The following is a 16,508-nucleotide window of genomic DNA, read 5'->3' as shown; positions in this document are numbered from 1 at the left end:
CCTTGGTTTCAAACAGTCAAATCAAACGGCCTGACGACTTGGCATGCGACGCAGGTTCAGCCCTCTTGCGCATTGGGCAGCGACAGGCGCGAGGTGTCCTCATCGCCCTCCTCGCCATCGCCGCGGTCGCGCCCGGTGTTGAGCGCCGCGACCGACTCGTCGGAGATGTCGCCGGTGACGTACTTGCCGTCGAAGCACGATGCCTCGAAGCCGTCGATCTGCGCGTTGATGGCTCCCACGGTCTGCTTCATCGCCTCCAGGTCCTGGTAAATCAGCGCATCGACACCGATCCACTGGCGGATCTCCTCGACCGTGCGCCCATGCGCCACCAGCTCCTCGCGCGTGGGCATGTCGATGCCGTAGACGTTGGGGTGGCGCACCGGCGGCGCGGCCGACGCCAGGTAGACCTTGGCGGCGCCGGCATCGCGCGCCATCTGCACGATCTCCTTGGAGGTGGTGCCGCGCACGATGGAGTCGTCGACCAGCAGCACGCGCCGGCCCTTGAATTCGCTGGCAATCGCGTTGAGCTTCTGGCGCACCGACTTCTTGCGCGTGGCCTGGCCCGGCATGATGAAGGTGCGGCCCACGTAGCGGTTCTTGACGAAGCCCTCGCGGTAGGGAATGCCCAGGCGCTGGGCCAGCTGCATGGCGCTGGGGCGGCTCGACTCGGGCACGGGAATGATGGCGTCGATCTGGTTGGGCGGCACCGTGGAGACCACGCGCTTGGCCAGCGTCTCGCCCATGTTCAGCCGCGCCTGGTAGACGGAGATGCCGTCCATCACCGAGTCCGGGCGCGCCAGGTAGACGTACTCGAACATGCACGGATGCAGCGTGCCGTGCTCGGCGCACTGCGCAGCGCGCAGGCTGCCGTCGGTACGCACGATGACCGCCTCGCCCGGCGCGACGTCGCGCTCCAGGTGGAACATCGTGCCCTCCAGCGCCACCGACTCGCTGGCCACCATGAAGGCACCGTCGTCGGCGCGCCCCATGCACAGCGGACGAATGCCGAACGGATCGCGAAACGCCAGCAGGCCAAAACCGGAGATCAACGCCACCACCGCATACGAGCCCTTGACGCGCCGGTGCACCTCGCGCACCGCCTGGAACACGTCCTCGTCCTGCAGCGGCGCGCCGCTGCTGGCGCGCGCAATCTCGTGCGCCAGCACGTTGAGCAGCACCTCGGAGTCGCTCTCGGTGTTGGTGTGGCGGTGGTCGGTATCAAACAGCTCGCGGCGCAGCTGGCGCACATTGGTCAGGTTGCCGTTGTGCACCATGACGATGCCGAACGGCGCGTTGACGTAGAAGGGCTGGGCCTCCTCCTCGCTGGAGACGCTTCCCGCCGTCGGGTAGCGCACCTGCCCCAGGCCAATGCTGCCCGGCAGCGCGCGCATGTTGCGCGTGCGAAACACGTCGCGCACCATGCCCTTGGCCTTGTGCATGAAGAACTTGCGCCCATCCTGGGTGACGATGCCCGCCGCATCCTGGCCGCGGTGCTGCAACAGCAGCAGCGCGTCGTAAATCAGTTGGTTGACCGGTGTCTGACCGACCGTGCCGACGACTCCACACATAAATTGCTTTCTCTCTCAACAGGCTTTGATGCCGATTTGCCAGGGATGCGCCGCTGCGCCGCCCACCATCCATTACCCCTGCGTGCCCCGCGGCAATGCGACAGGCAGCTCCTGCACACCGCCGGGCAGCAGCGGCGCCAGCTGCGCCAGCGACGCCTGCAGCAAGGCCGCCCCGGCCGACTCGCGCCACCATGGCGCGTCGCGCAGCGGGCTCCAGCCCACCACCAGCGCCAGCACCAGCAGCACCAGCACGCCGCGCGCCGTGCCAAACAATGCGCCCAATGCGCGGTCGGCCGGGCGCATGCCTACCGCATCGATCAGCTTCTTGACCAGCCAGGCGAGCAGGCCGCAGGCAAACACCACCGCGACGAACACCAGCACATAGCCTGCGGCCAGCCGCCACGGCCCCTGGCCCAGCGCCAGCCAGTCGCCCACGCCGGCGCCCCACCACTGCGCGGCCACGAAGGCCAGCACCCAGCCGGCCAGCGACAGCAGCTCATAGACCAGCCCGCGCCAGGCGCCCAGCAGCATGGAGGCGGCCAGCACGACGATCAAGATCCAGTCCAGCGCCGCCATATTCCACACCGTCGTTTGTTCACAGGGTCAGCACCGACCCCGCCAGTCCCATGCCCTTGACGCGCTCGGCCGCTTTTTCCGCCTCGGCGCGACTGTCGAACGGCCCCAGGCGCACGCGGGTGCGCTTGCCGGCGCTGGTGTCCACCACCTGGGCATAGGTCTTGACTCCGGCGCGCTCCAGGCGCAGGCGCACCTCGCGCGCCTTGTCGGCATCGGCAAAAGCCCCCACCTGCACGATGAAGCGCTGGCCGGCGCTGGCCGCAGGCGCCGCCTTGGCCACGGCCGTCGGCGCGCGGCCTTCGAGCAGCGCGCGGGCGCGCTCGGCGTCGGTTGGCGCCGGCTTGGCGGCGGCCTTGGGCTGCGGCGCGGCGTCTGCTGCCGCCTCATGCGCCTTGGCCACCGGCGCCTGGAGAGGCGCCTCGGCCGGCACCCGGGTCTTGGTGGTCGCCGCGGCCTGCTCGGCGTGATCCGGCGCCTCGGGCGGCGCCGCCGTCACCGCAGGCGCGGGATGGGCTGCGTCCACCAGTTCCTCGCCCGCATCCAGGCCCGTGGCCGGCGCCTCGTGAACCTGGGCGGGTGCCGCCGCCTGTGGCAAGGGCTCAACCTTGTTTCGGTCTGGAATGTCCAGCTGAACGTCAACCTCCACCGGCCGGGGCTGGGAGTCGAACAGCAGCGGAAAGCCGATGACGCCAGCGAGCACCAGCACCACGGCGCCCACCAGGCGGTGGCGGGCGCGGCGGCGCATCTCCTCGATGGTCTCTGCCTGGGCCGCGGCGCCGCGGCCGCGGCGCGCGGGCTTGCCGCCGCCCTCGGGCGCGTCCTTTTTGTTCCAACGCAAGGGAAAGAATGCCATGGGGATCCGGGGCTCAGCGTCTGGGAGGGGTGGGGGGCGTGGCTGCCATGGCGCCGGACGCCGCACCGCCCTGGCGGGGGGCGGTCAAGGCCTGCGCCTCAGGAGGTATGGTTGCCAGCAACGCCCGGATCCGACGATGTTCTACACGGCAAGATGCTTGGCCTTCAGGCGCGGCAGACCATTTTCCAACACGCCGCCAACCGTATAGAACGAACCAAAAACCACGATTCTATCAGCCGGCCTGGCCGCTTCGAGCGCGGCGGTCAGCGCCTCCTCGGGGCTGGCGTGCAGGCTGACGGGCACTTCCTCCTCGACGTCCTCGGGCGCCGCCCCATGGCTGGCCGCCACGCCGCCGCGCGTGCGGCTCACCACCAGGTGGGCGCTGCCCTGCCCCGGCTGGGCGGTGGTTTTCTGTACCCGCCGGCGCGGCAGGGCCGCGTCCAGCAGATCCTTGCCGTGCTGCCCGGTCTGCAGCGCATGCAGCACCTGCTTGAGATCCTGCGCCGACGCGGCGCGCGGCGTCGGCAGGTCGGCGAAATACCAGCAGTCGATCTGCGGCGCGATGCGCGCCAGCATCTGCGGCAAGTCCTTGTCTGCCATCGCGCCGACGACCGCGTGCGTGGCCTGGAAGTAGCTGCCCATCGCATCCAGGTTGGCCGCCAGCGCCGAGACCGCGTGCGGGTTGTGCGCCACGTCCAGGATCAGCGTGGGCTGGCCCGCAATCACCTGGAAGCGCCCGGGCAGCTCCACATGCGACAGCCCCACGCGCACCGCTTGCGCGGTGATAGGCACGCGGTCGCGCAGCGCATTCAACGCCGCCAGCGCGCCCGAGGCGTTGATCAGTTGGTTGGCGCCGCGCAGCGACGGGTAGGCCAGGCCTGCGTAGCGCCGCCCGCGCCCGGCCCAGGCCCATTGCTGCTGGTCGCCGGAATAATTGAAGTCGCTGCCAAAGCGCCACAGCTCGGCGCCGATTTCATGCGCATGCGCCATCACGCTGTCGGGCGGCACCGGGTCGCTGACCACGACCGGCCGGCCAGGGCGCATGATGCCGGCCTTCTCGCGGCCAATCGCCTCGCGGTCGCTACCGAGAAACTCCACGTGGTCCACGTCCACGCTGGTGATCACCGCGCAGTCGGCATCGATCACGTTGGTCGCGTCCAGCCTCCCGCCCAGGCCCACCTCCAGCACCGCCAGATCCAGGCCGGCGCGGCTCATCAGGCGCAGGATGGCCAGCGTGGTGAACTCGAAATAAGTGAGCTCAACCGCGCCGCCGCCCGCGGTGCGCGCCTGCTCGACCGCGGCGAAATGCTCCAGCAGCGCATCGGCCGCCACCGGCTCGCCGCGAATGCGGCAGCGCTCCTCGAAATGCACGATGTGCGGCGACGAATACACGCCGGTGCGGTAGCCCGACTCCTGTGCCACCGCCTCGATCATCGCGCAGGTCGAACCCTTGCCGTTGGTGCCGGCTACCGTGATGACCGGGCAGTCGAAGCGCAGGTCGAGGCGGCGCGCGACCTCGGCCACGCGCTCCAGACCCATCGCTATGGTCTTGGGATGAAGCTGCTCGCAGTAGTCCAGCCACTGCTGCAGAGTATGGGGAAGATGGGGGGCAGGGGTTTGCATGACGGGCGCGATTGTCGCGCAGCAGCGCATGGGCGATGATCGCGCCCATGAATGCCCCCACCCCCACCGTTTACGGAATCACCAACTGCGACACCGTCAAAAAGACCCGCGCCTGGCTGGCGCAGTACGGCGTGTCCTACACCTTCCACGATTTCAAGAAGCTCGGCCTGCCCGAAGAGGCGCTGGCGCACTGGCTGGACAGCGTCGGCTGGGAGCCGCTGCTCAACCGCCGCGGTACCACCTGGCGGCGCCTGGACGCAGCCACGCAGGCCGGCGTGCACGACGGCGCCAGCGCCGCCGCAGTGATGCGCGCCCAGCCCTCGGTCATCAAGCGCCCGGTGGTGGACTGGGGAGACGCGGTGACCGTCGGCTTCGACGCGCAGGACTGGGCGCAGCGCATCGGCCAGGACAGCTGACCGGGTCAACACCACCCGAAGCGCGCCGCCCGCTCTTTGCACAGCTTTACGCCCGGTGCAACGCCCGTAAAACGCGCACTGCCTAAACTTTTGGCGCCGGGCTGATTCCAACCCGTGTCAAGGAGTATTCACCATGCGCACAAGCTTCATCACCGCGACCGCGCTGGCCACTGCCGCGCTGGCCGCCCAGGCGCAAACCCAAGGCCCAGAGATGGGCCGCGTGCTGTCGGTAACGCCGGTGTCGCAGCAGGTGGCGGTGCCGCGCCAGGTCTGCAACGACGAGACGCTGTACAGCAGCGCACGCCCGACCACCGGCGCCGGCGCGGTGCTGGGCGCGATTGCCGGCGGGGCCGCGGGCAACGCCATTGGCGGCGGCGGTGGGCGAGCACTGGCGACAGCCGTGGGCGTCATTGGCGGCGCCATGCTGGGCAACAACGTCGAAGGCGGCCAGCCGGGTTATCAAAACGTGCAGCGCTGCACCACGCAAACCACCTTGGAGACCCAGCCGCTGGGCTACGACGTGACCTACGAATACGCCGGCCGGCGCTACACCACGCGCATGGCGCAAGACCCCGGCCAGTGGGTTGCCCTGTCGGTGCAGCCGCTGGCCAACACGGCGCCGCAGTCGCCGCCCACCGGCTACGACAGTGGCTACTACGGAACCGCGCCCCAGGCTGGCTACGAACCGCAGGGCTATGCGCCGCAGGGCTATGCGCCGCCCGTCTACGTCCAGCCGGCCGTGGGCGCGGTGATCGAGTACCGCGACGCCCACGGCCGCCCCTACCAGCCGCCGCGCCATTCCCGCTGGGGTTATTGAAGCCTAGTACAGCAACCCGGAAATATCGAAACATGAAAGCGCGTCTTCGCACCCATGGCGGCGTTGCAAATCCTCGCGATAGCTACGGCTATCGCTGCGGTTTGCGCCTTGCCCTGGGCGCGAATCCATCGCTTTCATTGTGTTCCTCTACTCCCAGGTTGCCGTACTAGCCGAGCGTCCGCTGCCTGCCGCCCCGCTGCATCCGGGCAGACTGCGGCGAGCACCGGGCAGCTGCGCTGCTCTCACCGTCCGCGCAAGGCCGGCGGGCAGGCCACTAGAATCGGCGGTTTGCCCGCAGCGTGCCGCGCACCTGGGCAAACCGCCCCATTCCTTCGCTTTCCGGATCAGCCATGGCAACCATTCTCCAAACCCTTCCCGTCGGCCAGAAAGTGGGCATCGCCTTCTCCGGCGGCCTCGACACCAGCGCCGCGCTGCGCTGGATGAAGAACAAGGGCGCTCTCCCCTACGCCTACACGGCCAACCTGGGCCAGCCCGACGAGGACGACTACGACGCCATCCCGCGCAAGGCCATGGAATACGGCGCCGAAAAAGCCCGCCTGGTCGATTGCCGCACCCAGCTGGCGCACGAGGGCATCGCCGCCATCCAGGCCGGGGCGTTCCACGTCAGCACCGGCGGCATCGCCTACTTCAACACCACGCCACTGGGCCGCGCCGTGACCGGCACCATGCTGGTGGCGGCGATGAAGGAGGACGACGTGCACATCTGGGGCGACGGCTCGACCTTCAAGGGCAACGACATCGAGCGCTTCTACCGCTACGGCCTGCTCACCAACCCGCAGCTCAAGATCTACAAGCCCTGGCTGGACCAGTTGTTCATCGACGAGCTGGGCGGGCGCGCCGAGATGTCGGCCTTCATGACCCGCGAAGGCTTTGGCTACAAGATGAGCGCCGAGAAGGCCTACAGCACCGACAGCAACATGCTGGGCGCGACGCACGAGGCCAAGGATCTGGAATACCTGAGCAGCGGCATGCACATCGTCAACCCCATCATGGGCGTGGCGTTCTGGAAGCCCGAGGTGCAGGTCAAGGCCGAGGAAGTCTCGGTGACCTTCGAGGAAGGCCAGCCGGTGGCGCTCAACGGCCAGCATTTCGACGATCCGGTGGCGCTGTTCCTCGAAGCCAACCGCATCGGCGGCCGCCACGGCCTGGGCATGAGCGACCAGATCGAGAACCGCATCATCGAAGCCAAGAGCCGCGGCATCTACGAGGCACCGGGCATGGCGCTGCTGCACATTGCCTACGAGCGCCTGGTGACCGGCATCCACAACGAGGACACGATCGAGCAGTACCGCATCAACGGCCTGAAGCTCGGGCGCCTGCTGTACCAGGGCCGCTGGTTCGACCCGCAGGCCATCATGCTGCGCGAGAGCGCCCAGCGCTGGGTGGCGCGCGCCGTGACCGGCACCGTGACGCTGGAGCTGCGCCGCGGCAACGACTACTCGCTGCTCAACACCGAAAGCCCCAACCTGACCTATGCGCCCGAGCGCCTGTCGATGGAGAAGGTGGAGGACGCGCCGTTCTCGCCACTTGATCGCATCGGCCAGCTGACCATGCGCAACCTGGATCTGTCGGACACGCGCGACAAGCTGGGCGTGTACGCGCGTGCCGGCCTGCTGTCGCTGGGCGGCAATGCGGCGCTGGCGCAGCTCGAAGACGGCAGCGCCAAGAAGTAAGCATCAAATCGGCCTCCAGCGCTTGCCAGTCAAGCGTTGGCAGCTATCAAAAATATAACCGCCCTATGCGCAAGCAGGGCGGTTTTTTTCCGTCCACTGCGCCCATCCCCTGGCGCGCAATTCGCACGCCGGGCATGCGCCGCAGCCGTAGCCCCAGGGGTGCAGGCGCTCGCGCTGGCCCAGGTAGCAGGTGTGGGAATCGCGCCGGACCAGCTCGACCAATGCGCTGCCGCCCAGTTCGTGGGCCAGCGCCCAGGTGGCGGCCTTGTCGAGCCACATGAGCGGCGTCTCCAGCGTCAGCGGCCGGTCGATCCCCAGGCTCAGCGCCACCTGCAGGGCCTTGAGCGTGTTGTCGCGGCAGTCGGGATAGCCCGAGTAGTCGGTCTGCGACATGCCGCCCACCAGCACGTCCAGCCCGCGCCGGTAGGCCAGCGCCGCGGCCAGCGTGAAGAACAGCAGGTTGCGCCCCGGCACGAAAGTGTTGGGCAGGCCGTCGGCCTGCAGGGCGATGGCCACGTCCTCGGTCATGGCGCTGCCGCCCAGCTGCGCCAGCACGTCGACGTTCAGCAGATGGTCGTCGCCGAGCTGTCCCGGCCACGGCATGGCCCGCATCCCCTCGCGCAGCCGCGCGCGGCAGTCCAGCTCCACGCGGTGGCGCTGGCCGTAGTCGAAGCCGAGCGTCTCCACGTACGGATAGCGCGCCAGCGCCCAGGCCAGGCAGGTGGCCGAATCCTGGCCGCCGGACAGCAGCACCAGGGCGCGCCGGCTCATGCGGCCGCAGGCGCGGGCGGCGTGCGCATGGCGCGCACGATGGCCGCCAGCGCCACGCCGTAGGCGGGAACGAACAGCAGCAGGCTCACGGCCAGCTTGATGACGTAGTCCACCCAGGCGATCTCCACCCAGTGCGCGGCCATGAAGGCGTTGGGGCTGCGCCAGAAGGCGATGGAGAAGAACGCCGCCGTGTCCAGCGCCTGCCCGAACACCGAGGCCGCCGCGGGCGCCAGCCACCACGCGCGGCTTTGCTGGCGGATGCGGTCGAACACCTGGATGTCCAGCAGCTGCCCGAGCACGTAGGCCGCGAAGCTGGCGAAGGCGATGCGGAACACGAAGGTGTTGAATTCGCCCAGGGCATCCCAGCCGTTGAAGCGCCCCTCATGGAACAGCACGCCCACCACATACGACGCCAGCAGCGCCGGCAGCATGGCGCGGGTGATGACGCGGCGCGCCGGCGCCTTGCCGATCAGCCGCACCGTGAGGTCGGTGGCCAGGAAGATGAACGGGAAGCTGAACGCCCCCCAGGTGCTGTGAAAGCCCAGCAGGGTGATGGGCAGCTGCACCAGGTAGTTGCTGGCGATGACGATGGCGATGTGAAGCGCCACCAGCAGGGAGAGGTAAAGGGGCACGCGCGACGGCGGTGCCTGAAGCGATGTCATGGCAGTCCTTTTTGAATGGAACCTCTGCAATGCCTGGAGCGGAAAGCACGCGCTGCGGATCGGGATGGGATGCGAGGCGCAGGCCGCAGCGGTGGCCGGAGCCACCGCGAGGACTTGCAACGAAGCAGACCGCCCGAGTCCGCAGATGCGTGCGGCGCTACAGGTGTTGCAGAGGTTCCTCGATGGGGGCGAGGGAACCCATGTTGGCGGTATTGCCGGGGCGCGATTGTAGGCGCGTTTGCCATGCGCCTCTGGACGGCGCCCGCGCAGGCTCAATTTTCGAGCGTGATGTGGGCCTTGCGCGAAATCGCGCCGTACACCGAGATGTCGCTTTCGATGAGCGCCTGGAATTGCGCGGGCGTGCTGCCCACGGGGCCAAAGCCCATGCCCTGCAGGCGCGCATGCAGCTCCGGGCTGCGCACCGCCTTGGCGACCTCGGCGGACATGCGCTCCACCACCTCCCTGGGCGTCCCCGCCGGCGCCATCAGGCCGATCCAGGAGCTCTGCACGATGTCCGGGAAGCCGGATTCGGCCATGGTCGGCACGTCCGGGGCGCAGTCGCAGCGCCGGGGCAGGCTGACGGCCAGCACCTTGAGCTTGCCAGCCTTGACGTGAGGCATGCCGCCGCTGGCGGGATCGAAGAAGTAGTCCACCAAGCCGGCCATCAGGTCGGGCATGGCCTTGGCGCTGCCGGTATAGCCGACATGCACGGCCTTGAGGTCGGCGGACAGGGAAAACATGGCCCCCAGCAAATGGCCCGTGGACCCGGGCCCGGTGGAGGCGTAGCTGGGCTGCTTGCCGCGTGCCCAGGCCACGAACTCCGCCACGCTGTTCGCCGGCGTGGCAGGGCTGGCGAACAGGAACAGGGGAATGTTCACCATATGGCTCACGGCCGCCAGGTCGGTGGCCTTGTAGGGCAGGTTCTTGGCCAGCACCTGGTTGGTGGTGTACGCGGCCGGCACCACGCCGAAGGTGTAGCCGTCGGGCGCGGAACGCGCCAGCGCGGCGGTGGACACCGTGGTATTGGCGCCAGGCTTGTTCTCGACGACAACCGCCTGGCCCAGCGACTTGGCGGTGATCTCCATCAGCATGCGCGTGACGGTATCCACGGGGCCACCGGCCGCATACGGCACCAGCACCTTGACCGGCTTGGCCGGCCACTCGCCGGCCCACGCGGCGCCGCACAGCAGCGCTGCCATGGCCGCGCCCGCGAAAAGAGAAATGCCAGCGCGACGGCCGCGCAACGCACGATGACCCATGGTTATCTCCTCACGTCTTCATTGGAAATTCCGCCCGCCAGGCCTGCGGGCGCAGAACTGGCCGTGGCACCCGGCTGGCGCGCCAGCTCGTCGCGCAGCACGCGCTTGAGCACCTTGCCCGACGGGTTGCGCGGCAACGCCTCGCGCAGCTCCAGCTGCTTAGGCGTTTTGAATCCGCCCAGCCGGCCGGCGCAGTGCGCGCGCAGTTCGTCCAGCGTCAGGCCTGTGCCGGGGCGGAGCACCACCACGGCCGCGACACGCTCGCCCCAGCGCGCGTCGGGCACGCCGATCACAGCGGCCTCGGCCACCTGCGGCAGCTGGTGCAGCACGCGCTCGACCTCGGACGAGGCGATGTTCTCGCCGCCGCTGATGATCATGTCCTTCTTGCGGTCGGTGAGATACAGAAAGCCTTCCGCGTCCAGGTACCCGACGTCGCCGGTACGGAACCAGTCGCCAAAAAAGCTCGCCCGGGTCTTGGCCTCGTCGCGCCAATAGCCACGCGTCACCTTGGGGCCGCGCAGGCAGATCTCGCCTTCGCTGCCCGGCGGCAGCTGCTGCCCGGCATCGTCCATGATGGCCAGCTGGACATGGGCCAGGGCGCGCCCGGTGGAGCCGATCTTTTCGAGCTCGCGCCCGGCCTCCATCAGGGTGTCGCCCGAGCACGATTCGGTCAGGCCGTAGGCGTCGATGTAGCGGGCCCGGCGGAAAACGCCGGAGAACTCGCGGATGCGCTCCTCCGGCGTGCGCTCACCGCCGCCGATGACCCACTTCAGGCTGTCGAGCGCATGTGCCGAGCGCGCCGGGCTGGACAGGCAGCGGTTGAGCATGACCGGAGCCATCCAGGCCCCCGTGACCTGCTCGCGCTCGATCAGGGCCAACGCCCGCTCGGCATCGAAATCGCGCTCCAGCACCAGCGCGCCGCCGGCCAGCCACAGGGCCACGCCCGGCAGGTCGTAGGCGCCCACGTGGTACAGCGGCCCGACCACCAGCAGCCTGTCGTCGCGGCCGATGCCGAGCGCCGTGATGTGGTCCAGGCACTTCCAGGCCATGTTGCCGTAGGTATGCATCACCCCCTTGGGGCGGTCGGTCGTGCCGCTGGTGTACATCAGGCGGTACAGCGTGCCGGGGGTCGCGGCGTGGGGCGCGCTCGCCTGCGGCACGGCCTGCGGGTACAGCAGGCGGCTGTCGCCCTGCGCGGCGGCGTCCACCGGCACCGCGGCCAGGCCGGCCGGCACGCTCGCCTGCAGCTCTTCGTCCACGAACAGCAGCTTCACGCCCGCATGGCCGGCGATGTAGCCGACCTCCTCCGCCCCCAGCCGGTAGTTCACAGGCAGCAGCACGGCCCCCACATGGGCGACGGCCAGCGACAGTTCCAGGAACGCGGCGCTGTTCTTCATCAGCAAGGCGACCACGTCGCCAGCCGCCACGCCTTGCGCCTGCAGCATCGCGGCGGCATGCGCCACCCGCTGCTGCAGGTGCGCGTACGTCAGGCGCTGCCCCCCATACACGAGGGCCAGGCGTTCGGGCTGCGTGCGCGCCCACCAGGCGACGCTGGAAGTCACTGAAACCATGGGAATTTCCTTCTCAGTTATCCATAGCGTTGCGCGCTACCCGCATCGCATGAAACTGGCGCACCCCAAGCCAGGGCCGCCGTGCAAGGGCCGCCCCGCCGCACGGGCGGCGTCCCCCTTCCAGGGGGAAGACGCGAAGCGGCTCAGGGGGTGTTTCATTTCAGTAGCCCCTGGGCATCTTCAGCTCGTGGTTGGCCACGTAGTTCAGCAGCATCTCTTCGGAAACCGGCGCGAAGCGGAACAGGCGGCAGTCGCGCCACAGGCGCTCCACATGGAACTCCTTGGCATAGCCCATGCCGCCCATGGTCTGCATGGCGCGCTCGGTGGCGCGGGCCACGGCCTGGGCGGCGATCAGCTTGGCCGCGTTCGCCTCGTTGCTGTAGGGCAGGCCCATGTCGAAGTTGGTCGCGGCCTTGTAGTTCAGCAGGCGCGCGGACTGCACCTCCACATGGCACTGCGCCAGCGGAAACTGCAGGCCCTGGTAGGCGCTGATGGGGCGCTCGCCGAACACCTTGCGGTCGTTGGCATAGTCCACGGCCAGCTTGATGGCCAGTTCGCCCGTTCCGACCAGGCCCGCCGTGGTCACCATGCGCTCGGTGTTGAGCACGTCGAGCAGTTCGCGCCAGCCCTTGTGCAAGGTGCCGATGAGCTCGTCGGGCTCCACGCGCACGTCGTCGAAGAACACGCTGCTCGAATCCAGCGTGCAGGTGCCCAGCTTGTCGATGGGGGTGTGGGTCAGGCCTGCGCGCCGCACGTCGATCATGAACATGCTCAGGCCGTCGGTGCGGGACTCGGCGTCCTGCAGCTTCTTGGTGCGGGCAATCACGAGCATCTTGTCGGCCGACTCCACGCCGGTGATCCAGATCTTGCGGCCGTTCAGGCGCCAGCCGTCCCCGTCGGCGCTGGCGAAGGTCTTGATCTCCAGCGTGTTGGTGCCGGCGTCGGGCTCGGTCAGCGCCATGCAGAAGTTCATCTCGCCGCTGATGATCCTGGGCAGCAGCTCCCGCTTCATTTTCTCGTTGCCGAAGCGCGAGATCGACACGCCGCCGAAGATCGGGTTGATCATGAACAACTGGCCCACGGTGGAGCCGCCGCCGGTGGCCGACAGGGCTTCGACGATCAGCGTCATCTCCATCATGCCCAGGCCGCTGCCGCCATGCTCCTCGGGCAGGGCGACGCCGGCCAGGCCGGCCTCGCACACGGCCTTCCAGTACGTCTTGGGGAAGGCCTTGTCGGCGTCGTGCCTGCGCCAGTATTCCAAGCCGAAGCGCTCGCCGATCTGGCGGGCGGTCTCGATCATCATGCGCTGTTCATCGTTGAGTCGGAAGTCCATGGTGCTTGTCTCTCTCTTCGGTAGGTGCCCGGGCGCTGGCGCGGCGATCGCGCCGGGCGGGATTTACTCGGGCTGGATGCCGGCGCTCTTGGCCAGCGCCTTCCAGTGCGCGATGTCCTGCACCAGGAACTGCTGGGACTGGGCGGGGGTGTCGCCGACGGGCTCCAGCCCCTCGCTGCTCAGCCACTTGCGCATCTCGGGCGATTCCAGGATAGCGACCACCTCTTTGTTCAGGCGCTCCACCGTGGCGGCCGGGGTCTTGGCCGGCACGTACAGGCCGTACCAGACGGCGGCGTCGAAGCCCGGCACCCCCGCCTCGGCCACGGTCGGCATGCCGGGCCACAGGTCGGAGCGCCGGGCCGTGGTCAGGGCCAGGGCCTTCATCTTTCCGGCCTCGGCATACTTCCTGGCGGTGGACAGCGGGTCGATGACCATCTGCACCTCGTTGCCCATCAGGGCCGTCAGCGCGGCGCTCGCGCCCTTGTAGGGCACATGGGTGAGCGGCGCCTTGGCGGCCGCCTTGAAGTACTCGGAGGCGAAATGGACCGACGTCCCCATGCCCGGCGTCCCGAAGTTCACCTTGCCGGGGTTGGCCTTGGCATAGGCCACCAGCTCGCCCACGTTCTTCACGGGCAGGTCGTTGCTCACCAGCAGCGCGAACGGGCCGCGCACCACGGTGGTCACGGCCGCCAGGTCGCGCGTGACGTCGTAGGGCAGCCTGGCCTTGATGGCCGGTTCGGTGGCGATGGCGCCGCTGTGCAGCAACAGGGTACTGCCGTCGGCATCCGCGCGCACCGTGGCCTCGGTGCCGATGGCGCCGCCGGCGCCGGCCTTGTTGTCCACGATCACCTGGCGCCCCAGGCGTTCACCGAGCTGCTGGGCCAGCTTGCGCCCCAGGATGTCGGACGTGCCGCCGGCCGAGTACGGCACGATGATGCGCATCTGCTTGGACGCGGGAATATCCTGGGCGTGCGCCGGTGCGGCCCACAGCGCGACGGCGGCGGCCACCACGCCCATGCTCTTGCTGAAAAAAGTGCTCATGCTTGTCTCCTGCTTCGATGTGATGCGGCACCGGGTGCGATGGCACCTCTAGTCGTGCGCTTTCCCTGAAAAAAACTCCGTCCCTGCTCAGACTCAGATGTGCAAGGCCCTTCCGTAAGCCGCCAGCACGGCTTCGTGCATGGCCTCGCTCAAGGTGGGATGCGGGAACACGGTCTCCATCAGTTCGGCTTCCGTGGTTTCCAGCGTCGCCGCCAGCGTGTAGCCGTGCACCAGCTCGGTCGCCTCCGGGCCCACCAGGTGGGCGCCCAGCAGTTCTCCGGTGGCGGCATCGAACACGGTCTTGACGAAGCCGGCGGCCTCGTCGATGGCGATGGCCTTGCCGTTGCCCTCCAGCGGGAACCTGCCCACGCGCACCTCCCCGCCGCGCTGGCGCGCCTGCGCCTCGGTCAGGCCCACGCCGGCGCTTTGCGGATGGCCGTACACGCAGGCCGGGATGGGTGCGCGGTGCTGCGCCCCCTGGCGCAGGCCGGCGATGTGCTCCACGCAGGCGATGGCCTCATGGCTCGCCTTGTGCGCCAGCATGGGGGCGCCGGTGACGTCGCCGATGGCATGGATGCCGGGCTCGGCCGTCGCGCCCCAGTCTGCAACCCGGATCAGGCCTTGCTCCACGGCGACGCGTGTCCGCTCCAGCCCCAGGCCATCGACATTGCCGGCCAGGCCCACCGCCACCAGCACGCGCTCGGCCTGCAGCTGCTGCGCCGCCCCGCCCTGCTCCACCGTCAGGTGCACGCCGTCCGCCCGCACCTGCCCCTGCTGCAAACGGGCGCCGACCAGGAAGCGCACACCGTCCCTGGCCATGGCCTGCTGCACAAAGGCGCTCACCTCCTCGTCGCTGGCCGGCAGCACGCGCGGCGCGGCCTCGACCACGGTCACCTCGGTGCCCAGCGCGGCATAGAAGCTGGCGAACTCCATGCCGATGGCCCCGGCCCCCACCACCGCCAGCGAGCGGGGCAGCGACCGCGCGGACAGCGCGTCGCGGTAGCTCCACACGCGGTCGCCGTCGAACGGCAGCATGGGCAGCTCGCGCGCCCGCGCGCCGGTGGCGACGATGGTGCGGGCCGCCCGCAGCAGCTGCGGCCGGCCCTGGGCGCCGGCGACCCGCACCTGCCCCGCGGCCGGGATGCTGGCCGTGCCCATGAACACGCCGACGCCGGCTTTCCCGAGCAGGTGGGCCACGCCACGGTTGAGCCGCTGCGAGACCTGGCGCGAGCGCGCCACCAGCTTGCCGAAGTCCACCTCGGGCGCGGACACGGTGATGCCCAGGGCCCCGGCGTGGCGGATCCGGCGCAGGGTGTCGGCGGCATGCAGCAGCGCCTTGGTGGGAATGCAGCCCCAGTTCAGGCAGATGCCGCCCAGGCTCTCGCGCTCCACCAGCGCGGTGCGCAGGCCCAATTGCGCGGCACGCAGCGCGGCCACGTAGCCGCCGGGGCCGCCGCCGATGACGACAACGTCGAAGTCCTGTGTCTGCGCAGCCATCACGTCACCAGCAGTCCCATGGGTTGCGACAGGGCCTGCACCACCTGCTTGAGGAACCTCAGACCGGTGACGCCATCGAGCACGCGGTGGTCGGCGGACAGCACCATGCCCATCTCGCGGCGGATCTCGGGCTGGCCGTTCGCGCCGGGGCGGAACACCTCGCGGATGCTGCCGACGCCCAGGATCATCGACTGGCCCGGGTTGATGATGGAGGCCATGTAGGTCACGTCGTGCATGCCGGCGTTGGAGACGGTGATCGCCCCGCCCTGCATCTCGGCGGCGCTCAGGCGGCCGGCCTGGGCGCGGGCGATCAGCTCGCCCGCCTGCTGCGCAATGCCGCCCAGCGACTGCCGGCCAACGTCGCGCAGCACGGGCACCAGCAGGCCCTTGCCGGTGTCCACGGCCATGCCCACGTCGGAATGCGCCAGGCTCAGGATGCCCTCGTCCGTCCACACGCGGTTGACTTCCGGCATGGCCTGCAGCGCCTGGCCCACGGCTGCCAGCACGAAGTGGTTCAGGGTCAGCCTGCGGTGCGACTGCGCGGCATTGATCTGGGCGCGCAAGGCCAGCACGGCGCTCATCTCGGCCTCCACCGACAGGTAGAAGTGCGGCACCTGCTGCTTGGCCGCCGTCAGGCGCTGCGCCACGGTCTGTTCCAGCGGGGTCGGCGCGCGCAGCGTGCCCTGCGCGGCACTCGCCGGCGCCACCGCAGCCGGCGCGGGCCCCGGCCCGGCCTGCGCCTTGGCGAGCACGTCCCTGGCGCGGATGCGGCCGCGCGGGCCGGAACCCGCGACCGCGGCCAGGTCCACGCCCTGCCCGGCCGCCAG

The 16,508-nt window shown here is 69.4% G+C and carries 15 protein-coding genes; 3 read left to right on the top strand and 12 right to left on the bottom strand.

The window, feature by feature from the left end; genetic code table 11:
• Positions 1-56: 56 nt before the first annotated feature.
• The 4 genes from purF to folC form a co-directional block, all read right to left on the bottom strand.
• Positions 57-1,568 carry an amidophosphoribosyltransferase gene (gene purF / locus ABD767_RS07860; protein WP_103046393.1) on the bottom strand — a complete coding sequence of 504 codons (1,512 nt, stop codon included), beginning with the start codon at positions 1,566-1,568 and terminating at the stop codon, positions 57-59.
• A 72-nt stretch (positions 1,569-1,640) separates the two neighbouring features.
• Entirely contained in the window at positions 1,641-2,144 is a 504-nt protein-coding gene (locus tag ABD767_RS07855; protein WP_103046392.1) for a CvpA family protein, read from the bottom strand.
• 19 nt (positions 2,145-2,163) lie between these two features.
• Entirely contained in the window at positions 2,164-2,997 is an 834-nt protein-coding gene (locus ABD767_RS07850; protein ID WP_103046391.1) for an SPOR domain-containing protein, read from the bottom strand.
• Positions 2,998-3,138: 141 nt separating this feature from the next.
• A complete protein-coding gene (gene folC, locus ABD767_RS07845) occupies positions 3,139-4,620 on the bottom strand; it encodes a bifunctional tetrahydrofolate synthase/dihydrofolate synthase (protein ID WP_146031519.1) in 1,482 nt (493 codons plus the stop codon).
• 47 nt (positions 4,621-4,667) lie between these two features.
• Between folC and ABD767_RS07840 the strand changes: the two genes are divergently transcribed.
• The 3 genes from ABD767_RS07840 to argG all read left to right on the top strand — a co-directional run bounded on the left by ABD767_RS07840 (position 4,668) and on the right by argG (position 7,547).
• Positions 4,668-5,036 carry an ArsC family reductase gene (locus ABD767_RS07840; protein ID WP_344869121.1) on the top strand — a complete coding sequence of 123 codons (369 nt, stop codon included), beginning with the start codon at positions 4,668-4,670 and terminating at the stop codon, positions 5,034-5,036.
• Positions 5,037-5,169: 133 nt separating this feature from the next.
• Positions 5,170-5,853, top strand: coding sequence for a glycine zipper 2TM domain-containing protein (locus ABD767_RS07835; RefSeq protein ID WP_103046389.1), 684 nt, complete (start codon positions 5,170-5,172; stop codon positions 5,851-5,853).
• A 350-nt stretch (positions 5,854-6,203) separates the two neighbouring features.
• A complete protein-coding gene (argG, locus tag ABD767_RS07830) occupies positions 6,204-7,547 on the top strand; it encodes an argininosuccinate synthase (RefSeq protein WP_103044654.1) in 1,344 nt (447 codons plus the stop codon).
• A 63-nt stretch (positions 7,548-7,610) separates the two neighbouring features.
• On the opposite strand, the gene queC is transcribed toward argG, so the two are convergent.
• The 8 genes from queC to ABD767_RS07790 all read right to left on the bottom strand — a co-directional run.
• Positions 7,611-8,318 carry a 7-cyano-7-deazaguanine synthase QueC gene (queC, locus tag ABD767_RS07825; protein ID WP_103044655.1) on the bottom strand — a complete coding sequence of 236 codons (708 nt, stop codon included), beginning with the start codon at positions 8,316-8,318 and terminating at the stop codon, positions 7,611-7,613.
• Positions 8,315-8,980, bottom strand: a complete 666-nt coding sequence (locus tag ABD767_RS07820) for a 7-cyano-7-deazaguanine/7-aminomethyl-7-deazaguanine transporter (RefSeq protein ID WP_103044656.1) — start codon at positions 8,978-8,980, stop codon at positions 8,315-8,317. Before ABD767_RS07820 ends, queC begins: the two co-directional genes overlap by 4 nt.
• A gap of 272 nt (positions 8,981-9,252) precedes the next feature.
• Positions 9,253-10,239 (bottom strand): tripartite tricarboxylate transporter substrate-binding protein, encoded by a 987-nt coding sequence (locus tag ABD767_RS07815; protein ID WP_103044657.1) that lies wholly within the window; start codon positions 10,237-10,239, stop codon positions 9,253-9,255.
• Positions 10,240-10,241: 2 nt separating this feature from the next.
• Complete coding sequence (locus ABD767_RS07810; protein ID WP_103044658.1) at positions 10,242-11,810, bottom strand: AMP-binding protein; 1,569 nt, start codon at positions 11,808-11,810, stop codon at positions 10,242-10,244.
• 160 nt (positions 11,811-11,970) lie between these two features.
• The gene (locus tag ABD767_RS07805; protein ID WP_103044659.1) at positions 11,971-13,143 is read right to left on the bottom strand and encodes an acyl-CoA dehydrogenase family protein; all 1,173 of its coding nucleotides are present in this window, start codon (positions 13,141-13,143) and stop codon (positions 11,971-11,973) included.
• A gap of 63 nt (positions 13,144-13,206) precedes the next feature.
• Entirely contained in the window at positions 13,207-14,184 is a 978-nt protein-coding gene (locus ABD767_RS07800) for a tripartite tricarboxylate transporter substrate-binding protein (RefSeq protein ID WP_103044660.1), read from the bottom strand.
• A gap of 93 nt (positions 14,185-14,277) precedes the next feature.
• A complete protein-coding gene (gene lpdA, locus ABD767_RS07795) occupies positions 14,278-15,681 on the bottom strand; it encodes a dihydrolipoyl dehydrogenase (RefSeq protein ID WP_103044661.1) in 1,404 nt (467 codons plus the stop codon).
• The coding region (locus tag ABD767_RS07790; protein WP_344869113.1) for a dihydrolipoamide acetyltransferase family protein at positions 15,681-16,508 on the bottom strand (828 nt) is incomplete at its 5' end. The genes lpdA and ABD767_RS07790, both read right to left, overlap by 1 nt.

Origin of the sequence: Comamonas faecalis, from assembly GCF_039538025.1 — a bacterium.
Lineage (GTDB): Bacteria > Pseudomonadota > Gammaproteobacteria > Burkholderiales > Burkholderiaceae_C > Comamonas_C > Comamonas_C faecalis.
The sequence above is the reverse complement of the archived record's forward strand: the minus strand, read 5'-3'. Positions and strand labels throughout refer to the sequence as shown.

What these genes read in the sequence shown, in the direction of transcription:
- purF (WP_103046393.1), bottom strand. Translation starts at nt 1,568, where the DNA reads ATGTGTGGAGTCGTCGGCACGGTCGGTCAGACACCGGTCAACCAACTG.
- ABD767_RS07855 (WP_103046392.1), bottom strand. Translation starts at nt 2,144, where the DNA reads ATGGCGGCGCTGGACTGGATCTTGATCGTCGTGCTGGCCGCCTCCATG.
- ABD767_RS07850 (WP_103046391.1), bottom strand. Translation starts at nt 2,997, where the DNA reads ATGGCATTCTTTCCCTTGCGTTGGAACAAAAAGGACGCGCCCGAGGGC.
- folC (WP_146031519.1), bottom strand. Translation starts at nt 4,620, where the DNA reads ATGCAAACCCCTGCCCCCCATCTTCCCCATACTCTGCAGCAGTGGCTG.
- ABD767_RS07840 (WP_344869121.1), top strand. Translation starts at nt 4,668, where the DNA reads ATGAATGCCCCCACCCCCACCGTTTACGGAATCACCAACTGCGACACC.
- ABD767_RS07835 (WP_103046389.1), top strand. Translation starts at nt 5,170, where the DNA reads ATGCGCACAAGCTTCATCACCGCGACCGCGCTGGCCACTGCCGCGCTG.
- argG (WP_103044654.1), top strand. Translation starts at nt 6,204, where the DNA reads ATGGCAACCATTCTCCAAACCCTTCCCGTCGGCCAGAAAGTGGGCATC.
- queC (WP_103044655.1), bottom strand. Translation starts at nt 8,318, where the DNA reads ATGAGCCGGCGCGCCCTGGTGCTGCTGTCCGGCGGCCAGGATTCGGCC.
- ABD767_RS07820 (WP_103044656.1), bottom strand. Translation starts at nt 8,980, where the DNA reads ATGACATCGCTTCAGGCACCGCCGTCGCGCGTGCCCCTTTACCTCTCC.
- ABD767_RS07815 (WP_103044657.1), bottom strand. Translation starts at nt 10,239, where the DNA reads ATGGGTCATCGTGCGTTGCGCGGCCGTCGCGCTGGCATTTCTCTTTTC.
- ABD767_RS07810 (WP_103044658.1), bottom strand. Translation starts at nt 11,810, where the DNA reads ATGGTTTCAGTGACTTCCAGCGTCGCCTGGTGGGCGCGCACGCAGCCC.
- ABD767_RS07805 (WP_103044659.1), bottom strand. Translation starts at nt 13,143, where the DNA reads ATGGACTTCCGACTCAACGATGAACAGCGCATGATGATCGAGACCGCC.
- ABD767_RS07800 (WP_103044660.1), bottom strand. Translation starts at nt 14,184, where the DNA reads ATGAGCACTTTTTTCAGCAAGAGCATGGGCGTGGTGGCCGCCGCCGTC.
- lpdA (WP_103044661.1), bottom strand. Translation starts at nt 15,681, where the DNA reads ATGGCTGCGCAGACACAGGACTTCGACGTTGTCGTCATCGGCGGCGGC.